Annotated in this window: 1 protein-coding gene; it reads left to right on the top strand. The window is 66.6% G+C overall.

Annotation, left to right across the window (positions count from 1 at the left end):
- On the top strand, positions 1-1,527 hold a 1,527-nt coding region (locus Q8S38_RS01315), incomplete at both ends, for an SNF2-related protein (protein WP_305678614.1).

Below are 1,527 nucleotides of genomic sequence, written 5' to 3' on the forward strand. Positions count from 1 at the left end.
CACCCAGCAGTCGTCCTCGACAGCGCCCCGGGCCAATTGGTCGATCTGGTTGAAACGCCGCCCGAACTCGAAGTCGTCCGTAAAAAGGACAAGATCGTCCTGCAGATCAGCCCGCCCTTGCGCGCTGAAGCAGACGGCAGCTACTACTTCGACGCGGAAGAAAAGCGCGACGCCGAGGCGCTGCGCCTGATTACCTTGCTGCCGGACGGGCCGCAGCGTGTCCGGCTGGTGCGTTACACAGTGGCGCAAAGACGCGCCGCCCAACTGGTCTCCGGGCGCTTCGCGGTGCCGGCAAATGCCGAGGGGGCGCAAGCCGATTTAGACAAAACGCTGCAGGCGCTGGCCGGACACTTCCAGGTGCATGCCGATTCGGCACAGGCTTCGCGGCAGGTGCCGTGTGAGTCGCGTCTGCGGGCCGAACTGGCGCCAGTCGGCGAGTCGCTTTCGCTGCGCCTGGTTGCCGCGCCGCTCGGCGCCGACGGCCCGCGCCTGCCGGTCGGCAGCGGTCGCGTTCGCCTGATGGCGGCGATTGGCGGCGAGACCCTGGGCACCGCGCGCAACCTGGCGGCCGAAAAGAAACATCTGGAAAGCCTGCTCGACGCCTTCCCCTTTCTCGAAGACATCGGTGACGCACAAAGCGCTGAATGGCTGATCGAAGATCCGGAACAGGCGCTCGGTCTGGTTGAAGCCCTGCCCGGCCTGGCCGCCATCGCCGCCGTCGATTGGCCGAAAGGCAAAAGCGTCCGCGTCATCAGCGTCGATGCCGGCAAGCTCGGCATCACGGTCAGCAAGGACCGCGACTGGTTCCGGGTATCCGGCCAGGCCGGGCTCGATGAAGGCCTCGTCGTACAGCTCGAAACCCTGCTCGCCGCCGCCCGCGACAAGAGCCGTTTCATTCCGATGGGCGACGGGGTCTACGCGGCGCTGACCCGCTCACTGAAACAGAAACTGCTCGATCTTGCCGCCGTCGCCGAAGTCGACAAGCAAGGCAGCAAGGTGCCGCAGATCGCCGCCGCCTGGCTCGACGAAATCCTCGATGGCACCGAACTGCAGGCCGGCGCCGACTTCCGCAAGGCAATCGAGCGTCTGCGCGCGGCGCAAGCCACCGAACCCAAACTGCCAAAATCCCTGCAGGCTGACTTGCGCCCCTATCAGGAAGAAGGCTACCAGTGGGCCATGCGCCTCGCCGCCGCCGGCATGGGCGGCTGTCTGGCGGACGACATGGGCCTCGGCAAGACCCTGCAGGCGCTGGCCGTCATGCTCGAACGGGCCAAAGGGGGCGCCACGCTGGTCATCGCGCCAACCTCGGTGTGCGGCAACTGGCTGGCCGAAGCGCTCCGCTTCGCACCCAGCCTGAACGCCCGCATCTACAGCGAGGCCAACGAGATCGAACGTGAACAGCTGGTTGCCCAGGCCGGCCCCCAGGATGTGCTGATCGTTTCCTACACCCTGCTGCAGCTGGCCCAGGAGCGTTTCGCCAGCCGCCAATGGCACACCCTGGTCGCCGACGAAGCGCAGGCGATCAAG

This window comes from Allobosea sp. (assembly GCF_030695125.1).
In the GTDB taxonomy this organism is placed as follows: Bacteria; Pseudomonadota; Alphaproteobacteria; order Rhizobiales; family Beijerinckiaceae; genus Allobosea.